The following is a 15,732-nucleotide window of genomic DNA, read 5'->3' on the forward strand; positions in this document are numbered from 1 at the left end:
TCATGCTTTGGGACGCTCTGACCCTGCAGCTTGGCTATAACGCCACGCTGGTTGCCATCGGTGCGACCTTGCTGGGCATTTCGGCCGGGGTAACCGGCACCTTCCTGTTTCTGCGCAAGCGCGCACTGGTCAGCGACGCGATCAGCCACGCGACCCTGCCGGGTGTGTGTCTGGCCTTCATGGTGTTGGTTGCCTTTGGCGGCGACGGGCGCAATCTGATCGGCCTGTTGGCCGGGTCGGCGATCTCGGCCTGGGTGGGTTTGCTCTGCATGAACTGGCTGACCCGCCGCACGCGACTGGCCGAAGATGCGGCCATCGGGGCGGTTCTTTCGGTGTTTTTCGGTTTTGGTGTCGTGCTGCTGACCGTCATTCAGACCATGGGCGTCGGGCGGCAGGCCGGGTTGGAGGGGTTCCTGCTGGGCTCGACCGCCGGGATGCTCTGGGCCGATGCGCTGATCATCGCGATTGGAGGTGCTGCGACGCTGGTGCTGGTGATGATCATCCGGCGCCCGATGACGATGGTGGCCTTCGATCCGGAATACGCCGCGGCGCGGGGGCTTCCGGTGCATCGCATTGATCTGGCGATGATGGGGCTGGTGATGGCCGTCACCGTGGTTGGCCTGAAAATCGTCGGGCTTATCCTTATTGTGGCGCTGCTGATCATCCCGGCCGTCACGGCGCGGTTCTGGACCGAACGGTCGGACCGGGTGGTGCTGCTGGCCGGTCTGGCGGGTGGTCTGGCCGGGTATCTGGGGGCGGCGCTGTCGGCCTCGGCCCCCAACCTGCCGACAGGTCCGATTATTGTTCTGGTCAGCTTTGGGTTTTTTGCCCTGTCCCTGCTGTTGGCCCCGGTCCGGGGTGTTCTGGCGGCGGTGCTGAAACATCTTCGTTTCCAACGCCGGGTACATATCCGGCAGGGTCTGCTGGCGCTGGCGCAGGACCAGAAAATCTATGAACCGCTGACCCTGCGCCTGCTGAAACGCGCCGGGCTGGCCCGTGCCGATGGCGTCGCCACCGAGGCCGGCAAGGCCCGCGCAGCCAAAGCCCTGCGCGACGAAAAACGCTGGGAAGTGGTCCGCGCCGATCAGGCGCATGAGGCGACAGCGGCGCTGTATGACGGGTTGCGCGATATCGAAACGGTGCTGACCCGCGATCAGATCGCTGAACTCGACCGCCAGATCGGCGGCCCACAGAGGGTGCCCTCATGAGCGGTGAAGAATTTGTCCCCCTGTCCCTGACACCTTTGCTGATCGGCACATTCGCGGCGATTGCCTGCGCGCTGCCCGGTAATTTTTTGGTGCTGCGCAAACAGGCCCTGATCGGGGATGCGATCAGCCACGTGGTGCTGCCGGGGATCGTGGTGGCGTTTTTGCTAACCGGAGCGATCTCGACCTGGCCGATGATGCTGGGCGCAGCGGGGGCTTCGATTGTGGCCGTGGTGATGATCGAGGCGATCCGGCGGCTGGGCCAGATCGAACCGGGCGCCGCGATGGGTGTGGTCTTTACCACCATGTTCGCAGGCGGCGTGCTGTTGCTGGAACAGACCGACACTTCGACCGTGCATCTGGACGTGGAACATGCGCTTTACGGCAATCTGGAAAGCCTGATCTGGCTGGATGCGGTGGGCTGGTCATCCTTGCTGGACCTGACGGCCCTGGCCGGGTTGCCGCCGGAACTACCGCGTATCGGACTAACGCTGGCGGGGGTGATCCTGTTCATCTGGCTGTTCTGGCGGCCGCTGAAGATTTCCACCTTTGACGAAGGTTTTGCCCGCACCATCGGCATTCGCACCGGCGCACTGGGCATGGCACTGGTGATCGTTGCGGCGATTTCCGCCGTGGCGGCCTTTGATGCGGTGGGGTCGATCATCGTGATCGCCATGTTCATCTGCCCGCCTGCTGCAGCGCGCATGATGACCAATCGGCTGGAAACCCAGATCGCGTGGAGCGTTATCTTCGCCACCGTCTCGGCGGTGTCGGGCTATGTGCTGGCGGGATATGGGCCGTTGTGGCTGGGCGGAACGGACGCTGTCAGCGCGGCAGGCATGATTGCCACCATGTCGGGCCTGATCCTGGTCACTGCCGCGCTATGGGGACCGTGCCGAACCCGTGTCGGAGCGCCCCAGGCCTCTTGACACGGCGTGTTCCCGCCACCCCCGTCTGCGAGCGGTCGGCTGAAACTCGCTCAGAAATCCTGCGCGGGCAGAGTTAATGACTTTTAATGTTTCAATCGTGCTAAGCCCGCGCCAGATTTTTTCTGAATGACCACCACTCACTTCGGATCGTTCGGACAATCGCGTTCCGGTTTGCCCTGTGACAGCATCGGTCGGCGCGATTGTTCGAACGCCCCTCCCTAAAATTGATAGGCCCAAACCAGTGGCAGAATCGTGCGCGCCTGTGCTAGGTCTGGTGGTATGGCGCAGACACACCCCAATATCAGCGAAAACCCACCCGTCATCCGGCAGCTTGATGATGCTGCGATCAACCGTATTGCTGCGGGTGAGGTGGTGGAGCGCCCAGCCTCGGCGGTCAAGGAACTGGTGGAAAACGCCATTGATGCCGGGGCGACACGGATTGCCATTGATATCGCTGATGGCGGCAAGACGTTGATTCGTGTCACTGATGATGGTTGCGGAATATCGGCGCAGGACCTGCCGCTGGCCCTGTCGCGCCATGCGACCTCGAAGATTGACGGCTCGGATCTGCTGAACATCCACACGTTCGGGTTCCGGGGCGAGGCGCTGCCGTCACTGGGCGCGGTGGGTCGGTTGACGATCACCAGCCGGGTGCCGGGCGCGGATGCGGCGCGGATCCACGTGGCGGGCGGCAAGATGGAGGCGGTGAAACCCGCCGCCCTGCGCGCAGGCACAGTGGTGGAGCTGCGCGATCTGTTCTTTGCCACTCCCGCACGTCTGAAATTCATGCGCACCGACCGGGCCGAGGCGCAGGCGATTGGCGACACGGTCAAACGTCTGGCGATGGCCGAGCCTGCGATCACCTTCACCCTGCGCGATGTTTCGGGCGGCGGTGAGGGGCGCGTGACCTTCCGCGCTGACCGTGAAAATGGCGATCTTTTCGACGCGCTGCACGCCCGTCTGGCCCGCGTGATCGGGCGCGAATTTGCCGAGAACGCGCTGCAGATCGATGCCACGCGCGAAGGCATCCGGCTCTATGGCTATGCTGCCCTGCCGACCTATTCCCGCGGTGCTGCGGTGGCGCAGTATCTCTTCGTCAATGGCCGCCCCGTGCGCGACAAGATGCTGACCGGCGCGCTCCGGGCGGCCTATTTCGATTTTCTCAGCCGCGACCGCCACCCGGCGGCGGCGCTGTTCATCGACTGCGACCCGACGCTGGTGGATGTGAACGTTCACCCCGCGAAATCCGAAGTGCGGTTCCGCGATCCCGGCGTTGCGCGCGGGTTGATTGTCTCGGCCCTGCGCCACGCGCTGGCCGAGGCGGGGCACCGGGCCTCGACCACTGTGGCCAATGCCACATTGGGGGCTATGCGGCCCGAACCGGTGCTCCCTGCTCAGCCCACACCCGCGCGGGTTTATCAGATGGACCGGCCATCGCCCGCAGCGCGGCAGGCGGCCTACAGGTCACAAGCTCCGGGCTTTGCGGAACTCTCGCAAGACTATAGCGGCAGCGTTGTGGAACCGACGCCCGCAGCACCCATTGCCGAGGAAGTGGCGGTGGTTGACCTGCCCTTGGGCGCGGCACGCGGGCAGGTGCATGAGAACTACATCATCGCCCAGACCGCCGATGGCATGGTCATTGTCGACCAGCACGCCGCGCATGAGCGGCTGGTCTATGAAAAGCTCAAAACCCAGATGGCCGAGAAGGGCGTCGCCGCGCAGGCGCTGCTGATCCCGGAAATTGTGGAGCTTTCCGAAGGCGACTGCGCGCGGCTGATGACCGTGGCCGACGACCTGTCGCGCCTCGGCCTGACGCTGGAACCCTTCGGTGGTGGCGCCATCGCCGTGCGTGAGACCCCGGCCATTCTGGGTGAGGTCGATGCCCGCGCGATGATCCTGGATATCCTCGATGAACTGGCCGATCAGGGCGAAAGCCAGACAGTGCAGGCGCGGATTGAGGCGATCCTCAGCCGCGTGGCCTGTCACGGGTCGGTCCGGTCGGGCCGCCGGATGCGGGCCGAGGAAATGAACGCCCTGCTGCGCGAGATGGAGGCGACCCCCCATTCCGGACAGTGCAACCACGGGCGGCCGACTTACGTGGAACTGAAGCTGAGCGATATCGAGCGATTGTTCGGCCGCAGTTGATCCGGCAGCGTTGCCGGGTTATGAAGAATGAAACAAGAACATCCGAGGCGACATGATCGAGATTGCTGGCACCCAAGTTGCATTGAACGACCCCTCGATCCTGGTTGCGGGCGGCGTTGTCGCGCTGATTCTGCTGCTGTTGTTTATGTCCATGCGGGCGGCGCAGCGCTCGGCCCGAATGGCGGAGCCTCTGGCCCGGCAGATGGCGCATCTGGGCCAGCATGTGCAGCAGCTGGGGCAGGGGCAGGAGCAACTGCGCGGCGGCCTCCAGCATGTCTCGGACACGCAGGCCAATGCGCAGGTGCAGGTGATCCAGACGGTTGAATCGCGCCTGTCTTCGGTGCAGCAGCAGATGAATGACCGGCTGGCGGACAACGCGATGAAGTCGGCGCGCGCGCTGGCCGAGATGCAGGAACGGATGAAGGAATCGCTGCATGGCTCGTCGAAACAGACCGCGACCTCGCTGACCCAGTTGCAGGAGCGTCTGGCCGCCATCGACAAGGCGCAGGACAATATCACCAAACTGTCGGGAGATGTGCTGTCGCTGCAGGATATCCTGTCGAACAAGCAGACCCGCGGCGCGTTTGGAGAGATTCAGCTGAACGATATCGTATCCAAGGCGCTGCCTTCGGACAGCTTCCAACTGCAGGCGACGCTGTCGAACGGGCGTCGGGCAGACTGTCTGATCAACTTGCCGAACCCTCCGGGTCCGATTGTGATCGACAGCAAGTTCCCGTTGGAGGCCTATGAGGCGCTGATCGGATCGACCAATGATGCCGAGTTGAAAGCAGCGGTGCAGATGTTCCGAAGCACGGTGCGCAAACACATCAACGATATCGCCGAGAAGTACATTCTGGACGGTGAAACCGCCGATGGCGCTCTGATGTTCCTGCCGTCGGAGGCCGTTTATGCAGAGCTGCACGCCAAGTTCCCGGAACTGGTGCAGGAGAGTTTCAGCAAACGCGTCTGGATCGTTTCGCCCACCACTTGCATGGCGACGCTAAACACGATGCGCGCGATCCTGAAAGACGCGCGGATGCGGGAACAGGCGGGGGCGATCCGCAAGGAACTTGGGATGCTGCACAAGGATGTGGAGCGTCTGGGGGATCGTGTCGCGAATCTCGACCGTCATTTCGGACAGGCGGCCAAGGATATCTCGGAAATCAAGATCAGCGCCGAAAAGGCCGGGCGCCGGGCGCAGCGGCTGGACAATTTTGATTTTGAGGAGCTGGCCCCGGATGATCACACCAACGTCGTGCCGCTGGGCAAGTCCGAGGGCTAAGCGTTATTGGATCGACAGGTCCAGATTGTAGCCGACCGTCTTGCCGGTATCCCGATCATTGCCCATCAGGTAGACCCGGATCGTGTAATCCCCATCCTCCGGCAGGTCGATCTTGGCGGTGTTACCGTTGATCGAGCCATTGTAGATCGCAACCCCGTCGCTGCCGGGCGGCAGGATGTTGAAATAGATCACGCCATTGCCGTTTGTGTCGCTCACTTGGAGATCGGCGAACATCTCCTGCCCAGACGACGCGCCCAGCTTGTAATCAAAATATTCGTCGCCTGTGATCGTCCCGCTGACCATCGCGCCGAAATTCCCCGGTTCGAATTTCACATCGGCAACCCGCTGCGCGAACGCTCCAGAGGCGAAGAGGGTCAGGAAAAAGGAAAAGGCCAGAAGTTTTGTCATGGTACACATCTCCACCAAAATGGGGCCGGGTCAGTGAACAATAGGCTGGCCCAGCGGGTCAAATACGCAGAAACGGCTGGAACAGACGCGGTATAAGCTTGCTGAACTTCAGCGGCGCATCTGTGACGGCCAGGCAGATGCAGTCTTCCGAGATATCCGCGGTCGGCGTGTGGTGCACATCCTCGTCCGCGATCTCGACATCGCCGCGGGCGAAATGGTCCACCTCGTCCGAGAACGCGCCTTGCAGCACCATCGTCAGTTCGATGCCGTTGTGGCTGTGGTCGGGTACCGCGGCACCTGCAGGGATGAACAGCAGGCGTGCGGTGGCCTCGCGTGTGGTCGGCAGGATCGCCTGTTTCACACCCATGCCGATAGCGCGCCATTTGATGTCGTTCACATTTCCGCCCACGTAATCCTGCAGGGGCGCGGGCAGAACCGAACATCCCGGACGGGCCGGTTTCGCAATCGGCGCGCCTTGGGCTATCAGCGCCATGGTCGCGGCCAAAGCGCCATCGCTCATGCTGGACGAGGCGTCCTGATCCTGCAGGACACAGCCGCCAACGGCGTCAAAGCTTTCGGCCCGGGCGCGGCAGTGGTCACACAGGGACAGATGCGTGGCGACCATCAGGTCGAACGCTTCGGGCAGACTGCCAGCGGCATAGGCCATCAGCAGGTCATCTGTCAGGTGATGTTTGATCTTGTTGCTCATCGTCATCATCTCAGTTCATCGCGTGGCGCAAGCGGTCCAGCGCCAGCCGTATACGTGATTTGATCGTGCCCAGCGGCAATCCGGTTGCAGAGGCAATCTCGCGGTGGCTGAGATCGCCAAAATAGGCCTTTTCGATCAACTCCCTTTGCGCCTCTGGCAACGCCGACATGGCGTCGCGCAGCTGCGCGGTTTCCTGTTGCAGTGCGATCACATCATCCTGTTCCGGTTCCGCCTCGGGGCCCCATCCCAGATCTTCGGGCTCGGGGCGGCGTTGTTTGCGCAGGACGTCGATGCGCTTGTTTCTTGCGATCGTGAACACCCAGGTGGCGACGGTCGCGCGGGCGGGATCGAACAGATGCGCCTTGTGCCACAAGGTTGCCATAACTTCTTGCGCGCATTCCTCGGCCATCGCCGGGTCTGAGCCCGACTTGATCAGAAACGCCTTGATCCGCGGCGCGAAATGCTGAAACAGCTCGGCAAAGGCCGCCTGATCCTGCGCGTCCCGAATGCGTCTGACGTGGCTCACCCACTCAGTTCTGGTGTCGCAACTGCCATCCGCTTTGTTCACCGGCTTGCCCCTGATGCGTTTTTTCGCGCGCCAAGGTTTGAGTGCTGGCCCTTCGGCCGCCGGTTCATCCAAGGTCACGGTATCGATCTCGGTAAACATAACCACAATACGCGGGCCAGCCAAAGGCGGATCACTTTGTTTGCGGTTTTTGATCCGTATCGGGCTAGCTTGCGTATTGTCTGGTACGAACAGATTGCGAAAAGAATGCCGTTTGAACGGTTTACAGGCACAGCAAGGAATCAAGGAATAAGGCGTGAACAGGATCGACCATATCGCGGGCCACACCTTTCACGGGCGAAAAGGGGCCGTTCAAAACGCCTTTCGCTATTCCGTCGACTACATCCTTCTGGACCCCGAAGGGGACCCGGTCAGCCCGCTGCTGTTTTCGCTGAACCGTGCCAATGTCACCAACTGGCGAGATCGCGATCATGGCGGAGAGCCGGGGAAAGGGCGCGGTGCCGCTTGGCTGCGCGAACAGTTCGACCAGATGGGTGTTACCCAACCGGCCCGGATTGCCCTGCTGACCCAGCCACGCGTATTCGGCCACGTGTTCAACCCGGTTAGTTTCTGGTTCTGTTTCGACGTCGACGAGCAGCTCTATGCAGTGGTGGCCGAGGTCACAAATACCTATGGCACGCGCCATAGCTATTTGTGCCACAATCCCGATTTCGCGCCGATCCAACCCTCGGACCGGATCGTGGCGGGCAAGCTGATGCATGTCTCGCCGTTTCAAAAGGTCGAGGGAACCTATACCTTCCGGTTCGACTATCGCCCCGACCGCGTGGGTGTCTGGATCGACTACGGGCGCGAGGGCGGCGGGTTGATCGCAACACTGACCGGGCCACGTGCGCCGCTGAGTGATGGCAAAATCCTGTGGTCGCTGCTGCGCCGCCCGTTCGGCGCTCGCCGCGCGTTTGTCCTGATCTTGTGGCAGGCCTTGAAATTGTGGGTCAAAAAAGCCCGGTTCCGTCCGTTCCGCACTGCCCCTGTTCCCGATCACCCGGTTTCCCGCATCCGCGAGCCATAAAGCGTCTTTGTTTGAGTAAGATCAAAGACTCGGGCACTTCAGAATGTTTGTGCTAGGATGGAAACCGCGAACACGAGGAGTTGGTCATGTTGGAAATCTCGGCAAGAAAAATCGCTCAGGTTGCCATGATGGGGCGCGAACTGAACCGCGCCGAGGGCGAACTGCGCGCCTTCATAGACCGTATGGGCGAGGATGAGCAGGCCGAGCTGGTTGCCGTGATGTGGATCGGGCGCGAGAGCTTTTTCGCCGAGGATCTGGCCGAAGCGATTGCAACCGCCAAGTCCGAGGCTTCGACCCCCTGCGCTGACTATCTGATCGGCACGCCACACCTGTCGGATCACCTTGAGAACGGCCTGGATGCGTTGGGAATATCGGCCGAAGACGTGGAAAACGATCTGATGTAAACACGGTGCCCGCGATCCATGCCGGCATTGTTTTGAAGGCCGTTTACAAACCCGTACAGGTTTGGTTCAGTTCAACCGAATTTACTTCTGGTTGATTGAATGAACGCTGATATTTCTGTTGATCCCCCGAAACGCAAAGTGACTTTTGTCCGCGTTGCCATCGTTCTGATCGTGCTGTGCATCGTTGCGCTGCCGTTCTTGCGCAAGAAACATGACGCGTTGGTTGATATCTGCAGTTCGGACAAGGGTGACCTGCAAACCACCCTCGATGCTTGCGACCTGCTGTTGGACTGGACCGTTTCCGATCCGGCTGAGAGGTCTTTGGCATACCGCAACAAAATGCGGCTTTACATGGGGGTAAAGGATTGGGAAGCCGCAAAGCGTGAGGCTGATCTGGCGGTTGCAGCGGATCCGGGAAGCTACATTCCTTGGGAATGGAAAGCGAGGCTTCTGGAAGCGATGGGCGATACAGATGGGATGGTGGATGCGCGCCTGACGGCCTTCGACCTGCAACCAGACGACCCTGACGCGCTGAGCGGCAAATACCAACTGCTGGTTAGCCTCGACAGACATGCCGCAGTCGATGAGTTCGTGAGTGAAAGGCTGCGTGGGGAAAGCAGTGTAAGTTGGCTAATCAGTGGGCCCAAAACCGAGTTGCATCGGTTGATGCAGAATCCAGATCTTTACCCACTGACGCATACCGCTTTTCTGGATGGCACACTTGAGATCAGGGATAAACTGGCCGCCAACCCCGTGGACTGGCAATTAAGAGGTACGTTCCTTTTTAGTTGCCAGGTGGCCGGGGCGAACTGCCCTCCTCTGTACCCTGATCGGCGTGAGGGTTACCCGAAGATCAACTGTGATGAGACGATAGCAAAATTCGATGCCAAATATCCAAGGTTCATGGAAGAGGTCGTGCAGAAAGGTGGACCACACGACATACATAGCCTTGTTGCGGACGAACCCGAGCGAACAACATTGTTAGTGCAAGCGCGCTACGTTGCCACAACCTCATTTTTTTTGAATGTTCCGTCACGTGAGATGGCAGGTCATCTTCTATCGCATGACCAAATGTTCCATTGCGTGTCAGGAGGCGAGTTTCTTTTGCCCGAGACCTATACGATCAGAGGTTTCGAACCAACTTACCTCAGGGAAGACGCTGAAATTTACCTTCCTCGGGAGTTTCGCCGAAACCTTATCGACCTGGCGTATGTGTATCTGAACACACCCGGCAACACGCCCTGACCCAACACATTAACCCGTTTTAATCTTTCCCTCTGGCCGCGTTAACGCGGGCTTCTTTTATCTGTTTCAGCAACGACAAACGCAATTCAGAGTTAAAGGAGAAAGTCATGGGATACGCACAAACAGTTACCCCGCAGAAGGGGCTCTTCTTCGGTCTGTTTTCGAATTACGCCGAAGCACGGGTAGAACATTTCCGCCGTGGGATTTACGCCAAAACCGTCCGGTCGCTGGAGAAGCTGACCGACAGGCAGCTGGAAGACATCGGCATTCCGCGCTGTGACATCAATCGGCGCGCCTATGAAAGCGTCTACCACAAGCAGCCCTATAACCGTCACGTTCAGTGATCCAGGCGCCCAGCCAGGCGCCAAACATGGAGGAGAGGATGCTGAATTCAAAAATCAACCGCGAACCGTCGGTCAGTGCCAGTTCCGTGTTGCTGTTCGACCGGGCAATGCGGCTGCAGGCGATCAGATCGGATATCGTGCGCGCCGCGCAAGAGCTGAACCGGCTGTCCGATCAGGACCTGGCCGAGCTGGGCATCAACCGCAGCGATATCGACGACGTGATCGAACGCTATATCTGACGGATAACAGTTCAAGCTAAAGCCATTCCGAAACTTCGGGATGGCTTTTTTGTAAACCGATATTCCTAGGGGCAGATTGCCATTCGCAAGAGGTCATGCCAAAAAAAACGCGTTCAAGTTGATTGGCGCATTGTAGGGGCAGGCTGTTGAACGGGCGAATTGTAAGACTGGCAGCGGCGTGCCTGATTTTGGTCGCCGCATTTGTTCTGTATCTGCAGAATCAGCGAAACGATTTGGCCGCAGACATGCTTGCGGGGGGATGCCACAGTCCGGAAACCGCGCCGGAGGCGGCCGCTCAGGGCTGTAGCAGGCTTCTTGAAGACACAAAGTACACGCCGCAGGAATTGGCAGTCCTCCATATCTATCGCGGACGGGCATTTGTGGAACAGGAGGACCTGCAGCGGGCGTTGCAGGATTTCAACGACGCGGCTTCTCTTGATGCAGATGAACATCAAGCCTGGCAGTGGGTTAGCTATGTTCTGGGCAAATTGGGCGAGGATGAGGCGGCGTTTGAGGCAATCGAAAAAGCGCATCGATTGGGCCCCGCGAATACCTACACGATGCAACAGCGTTTTCTCCTTTTGAAGAAGCTGGAGCGGTACGAAGAGGCCGACGCATATTTTGTTCGGTTGAAGGAGAAATACCCGGCTGCGGAAGATGAGCGCTTGCTGTGGATGCCACGCGAACTTGGGCAGATGCGGCTTGAGCTAAAGCAGTATGGGGCGGCGGCTGAGGTCTTCAGAGAAGTGTATAGGCTGGATTTGACACACAAGAAAACGGCCGCAGGTTTTTTTGAAGCGTGTATGTTTGCAGGGCCTGACTGCCCGCCCCTATTCCCCGAACGCCGCGCCAACTATCCGGTTTTAAGCTGCGATGAGGCATTGAAAAAATGGGCGGAGTTTAACCCGGAACGACTCGAAAAAGCGTTGCGGGACACAGGCGCTGAAACCCTCACAGAATTGGTTTAGAGGGACGATTGGAAATCCAAACAGGTGTTTCAGTGGGCCTTTCTGGGCGGGGTCGACTGGCCGAACAAAACTTTGGAACATGTGCCCCAGTTTTTGATCCATCATCGTGTGTTTGAATGCGTGAATGACGGCAAAGTTTCTTATTACGAGGGGTTTGAACAAAAAGATATAACGGGGTGGAAATACACAAATGAGTTTATTTTCAGCCCGCAACTGCGCCACAATCTTGTTGATCTGGCGCAGACCGCTTTGAATTGATGACACCGCCCCGACTGTGACCGGAGCGGGCTAGCCAATCAGTTCAAATGATCCACCACTTGCAGGTGCTGGGCCAGTGTGTCGATCTCGGCCATCCAGTCTTGCACCAGCTTCGGGTCGCTGGGGGCGGCGTGGGCACCGGCCGGGATGGCGCGGTTCAGAACAGCTTCGACAGCCAGCGAGACCGGAACCGACACCAGGCGCGCCATTGCGGTGCCGCGCGCGTCGCCCCAGGCGTCCATCACATAGGTCTTGTTCCAGACCGGGATGCCCTCTTTTTCCGCCTTCAGGCCCACGCACAGAACCACGCGGTCCGGCTCGCCCTCGTCATAGGCATTCTCGGCCCAGAACTGATCCGACATCTCCTTCAGGCGGGCGTCACCTTCGGGGCCAGACAAGGTCTCGATCTCGTTGAACACGTCCGACCATGCATCGGCCCAACCGTTCAGGCGCAGGGTGCCGCGAACGAATTCCTTTACCGGCCAGTGCTTTTCGAACTGGTACTCGGCCATGAAGGGGATCGAGTCGCGGTTCGGGTAGACCTCAAAACTCTCGGGCGTCGGCAACGGCGCGATATAGCTGGTGATCGCGTCCCACGGGCGGGCGACGTCCAACGGGGCATAATCGCGAATAGATTTTGACGGTGAGCGCAGCGCCTTGAGCACACCCAAAGGCGACCAGCTGAACTTGTAGCGGAACGGATTCGGGTTCTTGGGGATGCCGCCGCAATAGGAGATGAAGCTCAGGTGGTTTTGCGCATCGAACGCGTCCGAGGCACGGTAGTCGGCGACCAGAGCGTGGGCCATCAGGTGGTCGATGCCCGGGTCCAGCCCAACTTCGTTCACCAGTGCGACACCGGCCTCACGCGCCTTGTCGTCCAGCGCGCGCATCTCGGGCGCGATATAGGAGGAGGAGACAAAGTTGGCCTCCTTCGAGATCGCCAGTTCCGCCAGCGGCACGTGCCAGTCACCCGGCAGCATCGAGACGATCACGTCGCCCTTTTCCAACACCGTGCCCAACGCGTCGATGTCAAAGGCACGGATGTCGTCGGTCAGGTCTCCGACTTCGGCCTTGGCCTTGTCGATGGTCCGGTTCCAGACGGTGACCTTGTGCCCGCCTTCGATCAGGCGGCGCAAGCCGGGGATGGCCGACAGGCCGGTGCCACACCAGTGAATCGTCATCGCTCAGATCCCTCTCATATGTGTTTTGTAAGTTGCTTCTGCCCGACCCCAGACGCCGCTGTCCAGATCGGTCAGGGTCAGCAGCGAGGGCAGCAGTTGCGCGGCATAGTCTTCCGAACTTTCGACCGGCAGCATCGACGGCAGGTTGTCGATCGCCATCACGTCCATCACCGGGTCGGTGGCCACGCGCAGGGCGGGGGCCTCCCACGTGGTGGCTCGGTCATAGACCGGCACCGGGTTGTAGTTGCTGTCCGGGTCGCAGGCCACGTCGCCGATGGCGGTCAGGCTGCGCGGGGCGGTCAGCGCCTCTTGTGGAACAAAGACCGGGGTGCCGGGGCGGGCAAAGATGCAGTTCAGGAACAGGTCGTGGTCGAGGATTTCGGGGAACGGCCCGCCGCTGGCGGTCTCGGCCATGTCCCACTTGGTGACAGTGACACCCATCGCTTCGCACAGGTCGGCAGCCCCGGTTCCGACGCGGCCCAAAGCGCCGATGACAATGGCGCGGGGGCGGTCGGCGCCGGTGGCGTCCAACTCGGCCAGCAGTTCGGCATTCAACGCATCTTTGCTGGGATAAACGCCTACCGGTGGGCATTCCTGACCGCGTAGCTGCGCCGCCCATGTCTTGAGCGTAACCGCAGCACCCGCATACCCGGCCCAATAGCCGAAGGCGGCAACCCGGCGGTCGTTTTCATCCACCAGATATTCCAAATCGTACAGTGTACCGCCGCCGGTCTTGAACCGCTCCAACAGTGCGCGGCCTGAATGCTGACCTTTATAGGCGTGACCGAACATGATGTGGCGATGGGGCAGGGGCGTGCCGTCTTCGGGAAGTTCCTTCAGGCCGAAGATGATCGCATCCAACGGAGCCTCGGGCCAGGAGTTTTCAGCCGCGATCTCGCAGCCCGCATCCTTGTAGCCGTCAATCGGAATGGCGCGGACCGAGCTTTCCTCGACCGTCACGCGGATGCCTGCTGCGATCAGCGCTGCGGCGCCTTCGGGGGTCAGCCCGACCCGTTCCTCGTTCGAGCGCTGTTCTGCCCGGACCCAGAGATGTGTCATCGTATTTCCTTTTGTCAGAGCATTCCGGCGGCGCGCACCGCCTGAACCGAAGGACGTGCCTCCATCGCCTCACGGAAGGCGACGATCTTAGGGAAGGCCGAGACGTCAACGCCGTCGCCTTCCAGCCAGCTGCAGACCACGTATAGGTAAGCATCTGCCAGCGAGAACGCCTCGCCCAGCACAAACGGTCCACGCAGGCCGTTCGACGAGATGTAGTCGCAAGACGCAGTCATCGTTTGCGCGACTTTGTCTTTCATGTCTTTCCAGCTGGATTTCTTGTCGGCCCAGCGGTGCCCGCGCATCTTGTGCGCATGGTTCACATGCATGGTTGAGGCAAGGTAGAACATCACCTCACGCATCCGGGCCGCCATGATCGGATCGGTAGGCACCAGACCGGCCTCGGGGGCCTTGGCCGCGATATATTCCAACAGCGCCCCGGTTTCGGTCAGAATGCCGCCGTCAACGACCAGCGCCGGAACACGGCCCTTGGGGTTGATCTGCTTGTAGGCAGGCTTTGTCTGCTCGCCCCCGGCAAAATCCAACTGGATCGCTTCATAGTCCAGCCCGGCCTCTTGCAACGCGATGGCAACAGCGACAGAGATCGTGCGAGGGGCATAATAAAGCTGCATAGGGCCTCCGAAGTTTACAGGTGGGTCTGGGCGTATTGCCGGTCCGGCGCTTCCAGATGCGGAACGGCGTTAAACAGGACCGGGCTTAGCTGTGGGCCGATCGGGTGCAGACGATGCATCGACGTGTTCATGATGGCAAGGGCCACACGCGCCATCGACGGGATGTCCAGCCCCATTGCCTGCCGAACCACCATCGAGATCAACCCACCCGAGGTCACCACTATCGCGGGCCCGCCCTCGGTGCCGATATCGCGTAGCGCACCTGAGACGCGGGCCTCGAAGTCTTCGAAGGTCTCGGGGGTGTCCCTGATCTCGCCCTTGGCCCAGGCGGCGAATGTGCGGGGCAGGTGCTCCACAAATCCTTCGCGGTCGGTCGGGACTATCACGCCGTGCTGCTCTTCGAACAGCTTGGCGATAGTGAAGTATTCGATCTCGTTCAGGCGGGGGTCGCGGATCGGTTCCACCAGTCCCATGCTGGACGCGGTTTCGATGTGTCGGGTCAGAGTGCCGCAATAGACCCGCGTATAGCTGGTCCGCGTGAATTGCAGGTGGTCACCCAGCCAGCGCGCCTGCTGGTGACCCAGATCGCTGAGCTTGTCATAGCTCTCTTCATCACGCGCATCGGTGTTGGCCTGGCCGTGGCGAACCAGTGTTATATGTGACATGGCGGTCCCTCTCGGGCCGAGTCTTAGGGCAGGTTGTAGGCAGGGACCAGAGGTGTTCCGTGGGCATCCGGCAAAAATCTCAGCGACTTAAGGCGCGTGCTTGGGTGAGCTGTCGGTGATTGTCATTTTGATGTTGCGTAAGGGGGAAAAGTTTCCTATCAGAAACACGAATGCAGCATACGGGTGTATACTCTTTACCCGGCTCTCAAGGGGACTGCTCTGACACAGATCAAAGTTCCATGACTGTTGACTTGCGACACAGTCGTGAGAATCTGGGCGGCAAACAGTTTTGACGTAGGGCGAACAAGTGCGGCATTCAGAGATTATGACCTAAGAAAGGTTGGACCCATGACCGATATTAAGCGCACGCCATTGTACTCATTGCATGTTGAGTTGGGCGGTAAGATGGTTGATTTTGCTGGTTGGGAGATGCCTGTTCAGTACCCGATGGGGATCATGGGAGAGCA

At 60.2% G+C, this 15,732-nt stretch carries 18 protein-coding genes and 1 pseudogene; 12 read left to right on the forward strand and 7 right to left on the reverse strand.

All coding sequences use genetic code 11. The features are described from left to right. Positions 1–2: 2 nt before the first annotated feature. The 4 genes from ACR0KW_RS21605 (at position 3) to ACR0KW_RS21620 (ending at position 5,561) form a co-directional block, all read left to right on the forward strand. Complete coding sequence (locus ACR0KW_RS21605) at positions 3–1,208, forward strand: metal ABC transporter permease (protein WP_480806854.1); 1,206 nt, start codon at positions 3–5, stop codon at positions 1,206–1,208. After that, positions 1,205–2,134 (forward strand): metal ABC transporter permease, encoded by a 930-nt coding sequence (locus ACR0KW_RS21610; protein WP_480806855.1) that lies wholly within the window; start codon positions 1,205–1,207, stop codon positions 2,132–2,134. The genes ACR0KW_RS21605 and ACR0KW_RS21610 overlap by 4 nt, the downstream gene beginning before the upstream one ends. Before the next feature lie 279 nt (positions 2,135–2,413). Further along, positions 2,414–4,279 carry a DNA mismatch repair endonuclease MutL gene (gene mutL / locus ACR0KW_RS21615; protein ID WP_480806856.1) on the forward strand — a complete coding sequence of 622 codons (1,866 nt, stop codon included), beginning with the start codon at positions 2,414–2,416 and terminating at the stop codon, positions 4,277–4,279. A gap of 52 nt (positions 4,280–4,331) precedes the next feature. After that, positions 4,332–5,561, forward strand: a complete 1,230-nt coding sequence (locus tag ACR0KW_RS21620; RefSeq protein WP_480806857.1) for a DNA recombination protein RmuC — start codon at positions 4,332–4,334, stop codon at positions 5,559–5,561. Between the two features lie 3 nt (positions 5,562–5,564). Here ACR0KW_RS21620 and ACR0KW_RS21625 read toward each other — a convergent pair whose 3' ends face one another. Genes ACR0KW_RS21625 through ACR0KW_RS21635 form a run of 3 tightly spaced genes read right to left on the reverse strand, consistent with a single transcriptional unit; the run spans position 5,565 to position 7,345 of the window. Next, entirely contained in the window at positions 5,565–5,969 is a 405-nt protein-coding gene (locus ACR0KW_RS21625) for a hypothetical protein (RefSeq protein WP_480806858.1), read from the reverse strand. A gap of 58 nt (positions 5,970–6,027) precedes the next feature. Continuing rightward, positions 6,028–6,678 (reverse strand): ChrR family anti-sigma-E factor, encoded by a 651-nt coding sequence (locus ACR0KW_RS21630; RefSeq protein WP_480806859.1) that lies wholly within the window; start codon positions 6,676–6,678, stop codon positions 6,028–6,030. Positions 6,679–6,688: 10 nt separating this feature from the next. Further along, a complete protein-coding gene (locus ACR0KW_RS21635) occupies positions 6,689–7,345 on the reverse strand; it encodes a sigma-70 family RNA polymerase sigma factor (protein ID WP_480806870.1) in 657 nt (218 codons plus the stop codon). 154 nt (positions 7,346–7,499) lie between these two features. Between ACR0KW_RS21635 and ACR0KW_RS21640 the strand changes: the two genes are divergently transcribed. From ACR0KW_RS21640 to ACR0KW_RS21670, 7 genes are all read left to right on the forward strand, one after another. Beyond that, entirely contained in the window at positions 7,500–8,273 is a 774-nt protein-coding gene (locus tag ACR0KW_RS21640; protein ID WP_480806860.1) for a DUF1365 domain-containing protein, read from the forward strand. An 86-nt stretch (positions 8,274–8,359) separates the two neighbouring features. After that, positions 8,360–8,677: a DUF3775 domain-containing protein gene (locus ACR0KW_RS21645; protein ID WP_170326413.1), complete on the forward strand. Its 318-nt coding sequence runs from the start codon at positions 8,360–8,362 to the stop codon at positions 8,675–8,677. A gap of 99 nt (positions 8,678–8,776) precedes the next feature. After that, on the forward strand, positions 8,777–9,922 hold the full coding sequence (locus ACR0KW_RS21650; RefSeq protein ID WP_480806861.1) for a tetratricopeptide repeat protein: 1,146 nt from the start codon (positions 8,777–8,779) through the stop codon (positions 9,920–9,922). Positions 9,923–10,029: 107 nt separating this feature from the next. Further along, entirely contained in the window at positions 10,030–10,266 is a 237-nt protein-coding gene (locus ACR0KW_RS21655; protein WP_480806862.1) for a DUF1127 domain-containing protein, read from the forward strand. Positions 10,267–10,304: 38 nt separating this feature from the next. Beyond that, entirely contained in the window at positions 10,305–10,505 is a 201-nt protein-coding gene (locus tag ACR0KW_RS21660) for a DUF1127 domain-containing protein (protein ID WP_480806863.1), read from the forward strand. Between the two features lie 146 nt (positions 10,506–10,651). Next, complete coding sequence (locus tag ACR0KW_RS21665) at positions 10,652–11,473, forward strand: hypothetical protein (protein ID WP_480806864.1); 822 nt, start codon at positions 10,652–10,654, stop codon at positions 11,471–11,473. A gap of 24 nt (positions 11,474–11,497) precedes the next feature. Further along, the gene (locus ACR0KW_RS21670; RefSeq protein ID WP_480806865.1) at positions 11,498–11,731 is read left to right on the forward strand and encodes a hypothetical protein; all 234 of its coding nucleotides are present in this window, start codon (positions 11,498–11,500) and stop codon (positions 11,729–11,731) included. Between the two features lie 38 nt (positions 11,732–11,769). Here ACR0KW_RS21670 and ACR0KW_RS21675 read toward each other — a convergent pair whose 3' ends face one another. Genes ACR0KW_RS21675 through ACR0KW_RS21690 form a run of 4 tightly spaced genes read right to left on the reverse strand, consistent with a single transcriptional unit; the run spans position 11,770 to position 15,265 of the window. Continuing rightward, entirely contained in the window at positions 11,770–12,912 is a 1,143-nt protein-coding gene (locus ACR0KW_RS21675; RefSeq protein WP_480806866.1) for a saccharopine dehydrogenase family protein, read from the reverse strand. A 3-nt stretch (positions 12,913–12,915) separates the two neighbouring features. Next, entirely contained in the window at positions 12,916–13,971 is a 1,056-nt protein-coding gene (locus ACR0KW_RS21680; RefSeq protein ID WP_480806867.1) for a saccharopine dehydrogenase, read from the reverse strand. Between the two features lie 14 nt (positions 13,972–13,985). Then, a complete protein-coding gene (locus tag ACR0KW_RS21685) occupies positions 13,986–14,600 on the reverse strand; it encodes a glutathione S-transferase family protein (protein WP_480806868.1) in 615 nt (204 codons plus the stop codon). A gap of 14 nt (positions 14,601–14,614) precedes the next feature. After that, on the reverse strand, positions 14,615–15,265 hold the full coding sequence (locus ACR0KW_RS21690) for a histidine phosphatase family protein (RefSeq protein WP_480806869.1): 651 nt from the start codon (positions 15,263–15,265) through the stop codon (positions 14,615–14,617). Between the two features lie 348 nt (positions 15,266–15,613). Here ACR0KW_RS21690 and gcvT point away from each other — a divergent pair. Next, positions 15,614–15,732: pseudogene (gene gcvT, locus ACR0KW_RS21695) on the forward strand (glycine cleavage system aminomethyltransferase GcvT); the annotation flags it as partial.

The organism is Ruegeria sp. CG11 (assembly GCF_056537245.1).

Coding starts and splice junctions, on each gene's coding strand:
- ACR0KW_RS21620 (WP_480806857.1), top strand. CDS start 4,332: ATGATCGAGATTGCTGGCACCCAAGTTGCATTGAACGACCCCTCGATC.
- ACR0KW_RS21655 (WP_480806862.1), top strand. CDS start 10,030: ATGGGATACGCACAAACAGTTACCCCGCAGAAGGGGCTCTTCTTCGGT.
- ACR0KW_RS21625 (WP_480806858.1), bottom strand. CDS start 5,969: ATGACAAAACTTCTGGCCTTTTCCTTTTTCCTGACCCTCTTCGCCTCT.
- ACR0KW_RS21605 (WP_480806854.1), top strand. CDS start 3: ATGCTTTGGGACGCTCTGACCCTGCAGCTTGGCTATAACGCCACGCTG.
- ACR0KW_RS21675 (WP_480806866.1), bottom strand. CDS start 12,912: ATGACGATTCACTGGTGTGGCACCGGCCTGTCGGCCATCCCCGGCTTG.
- ACR0KW_RS21635 (WP_480806870.1), bottom strand. CDS start 7,345: ATGTTTACCGAGATCGATACCGTGACCTTGGATGAACCGGCGGCCGAA.
- mutL (WP_480806856.1), top strand. CDS start 2,414: ATGGCGCAGACACACCCCAATATCAGCGAAAACCCACCCGTCATCCGG.
- ACR0KW_RS21680 (WP_480806867.1), bottom strand. CDS start 13,971: ATGACACATCTCTGGGTCCGGGCAGAACAGCGCTCGAACGAGGAACGG.
- ACR0KW_RS21610 (WP_480806855.1), top strand. CDS start 1,205: ATGAGCGGTGAAGAATTTGTCCCCCTGTCCCTGACACCTTTGCTGATC.
- ACR0KW_RS21650 (WP_480806861.1), top strand. CDS start 8,777: ATGAACGCTGATATTTCTGTTGATCCCCCGAAACGCAAAGTGACTTTT.
- ACR0KW_RS21690 (WP_480806869.1), bottom strand. CDS start 15,265: ATGTCACATATAACACTGGTTCGCCACGGCCAGGCCAACACCGATGCG.
- ACR0KW_RS21645 (WP_170326413.1), top strand. CDS start 8,360: ATGTTGGAAATCTCGGCAAGAAAAATCGCTCAGGTTGCCATGATGGGG.
- ACR0KW_RS21660 (WP_480806863.1), top strand. CDS start 10,305: ATGCTGAATTCAAAAATCAACCGCGAACCGTCGGTCAGTGCCAGTTCC.
- ACR0KW_RS21630 (WP_480806859.1), bottom strand. CDS start 6,678: ATGAGCAACAAGATCAAACATCACCTGACAGATGACCTGCTGATGGCC.
- ACR0KW_RS21685 (WP_480806868.1), bottom strand. CDS start 14,600: ATGCAGCTTTATTATGCCCCTCGCACGATCTCTGTCGCTGTTGCCATC.